The following is a 1,472-nucleotide window of genomic DNA, read 5'->3' on the forward strand; positions in this document are numbered from 1 at the left end:
CTGAGGAGGCAGTTCCGCACGCCTCCGTCGCTACTCTGGGTACGACCGCGATGCAGGGGGGCAACGGTGGGACGAAGAGTGCGACGGGCCGCGGGGACGCTGCCCTTCACGGATCTGCTCCGGCATCCGGGGCGTCTCATCGAGCAGTTCGTAGGAGACGCTCGGCCTCGCGCCGAGGCGGACGTCGTAGCGTTGAAAGCGGGAGAGGCGCGCGAGGTCTCCGCGTTCGTCCGTGACGGCCATCGTTTCCGGCAGGGGTCGTTGATTCTGGATCCTGCCGCAGCGTTGCCAGTGGTGTGGCGGCCGTTTCGAGTGCTCGGCGGATCCGGTGAAGGCGTTGCCTTGGTTGCTCCGTTCCACGTTCATGGGGCGGGCCCGGTCGCCGGCCTGGGCAGTGAGGTGGTCGACAAGCGGATGTTCCGTCTGCTGTCCCTGCAAGCCGCTGATCGCTACTGCGAGCTTGCTGTCCCCGCTGCGGACCTTGCTCTGGTCCGCGCTGCACTGCGCGGGGACGGGCCCGGAAGGTAGCCGGAGTGCCGTTGCTGATGGGCATCAGCCCGACGAAACACCGTCACAGCCATTCGTTGATGGCTGCGACCAGCACGGTCGCTTCGTAGCGGACGGCGAGTTTGTCGTATCTCGTGGCAACGGCCCGGTGCCGCTTGAGCCGGTTGATACCGCACTCGACCGCGTGCCGCTGCTTGTAGTCGTCCTGGTCGAACGTCGGCGGTCGCCCGCCGCGCGAGCCGCGTTTCAGCCGGTTGCGGACCCGGTCCGCAGGCACTGGAATCGTGGCCTTGATCCCGCGTCTGCGCAGGTAGGAGCGGTTGCTGCGGGAGTCGTACGCCTTGTCGGCCCGGACCCGGTCCGGACGCTTGCGCGGCCTGCCCAGGCCCAGCCTGGGAACCCGAATGGCTTCCAGAACCGGCTCGAACTGTGGGGAGTCACCCCGCTGCCCTGCCGTGATCACCACCGACAGCGGTTTCTGTCCCTGCTCGACGGCGAGGTGGATTTTGCTGGTCAGTCCGCCGCGGGAACGTCCGAGGCCGTGGTCGGCCGGCTCGACGAAGACACCGCCGGGCGGTTCCTTCTGAAGGTCCCCCTTTTCACCGCCCCGGCGGCGTGCTGGTGGGCCCGGCAGACGGTGGAATCGACGTTGGCCTCCCAGGTGATCAGGCCCTTCGCATCCGCCTCGGCCTGGAGCCGGGTGAGGATCCTCGCCCAGGTCCCGTCCCGCTGCCAGCGCCGGAACAGGTCATAGACCCGATCCCACGGCCCATAGCGTTCCGGCACATCCCGCCACGGGGCACCGGTCCGGGTCCGCCACCGTATGCCGTCTATCAGCTGCCGCCGTGTCCACACCTGCGGTCGGCCCGCCTTGATTCCCCGCGGCAATAGCGGCTCAAGCCGGGCCCACTGCGCATTCGTCAGATCCCCACGTCCCACAAGACGTGATCATCGGTGATCAAGAT

At 68.1% G+C, this 1,472-nt stretch carries 1 protein-coding gene; it reads right to left on the minus strand.

All coding sequences use genetic code 11. From position 1 onward, the window contains the following. Positions 1 to 571 precede the first annotated feature (571 nt). Positions 572 to 1,446, minus strand: a protein-coding gene (locus AB0D94_RS37790; RefSeq protein WP_362062509.1) for an IS5 family transposase whose coding sequence is annotated in 2 segments (ribosomal slippage) — positions 572 to 1,053 and positions 1,053 to 1,446 — 876 coding nt in all. Because the reading frame shifts where the segments join, the coding sequence is not laid out codon by codon here. Positions 1,447 to 1,472 lie beyond the last annotated feature (26 nt).

The organism is Streptomyces sp. NPDC048255 (assembly GCF_040652415.1).
GTDB lineage: Bacteria > Actinomycetota > Actinomycetes > Streptomycetales > Streptomycetaceae > Streptomyces.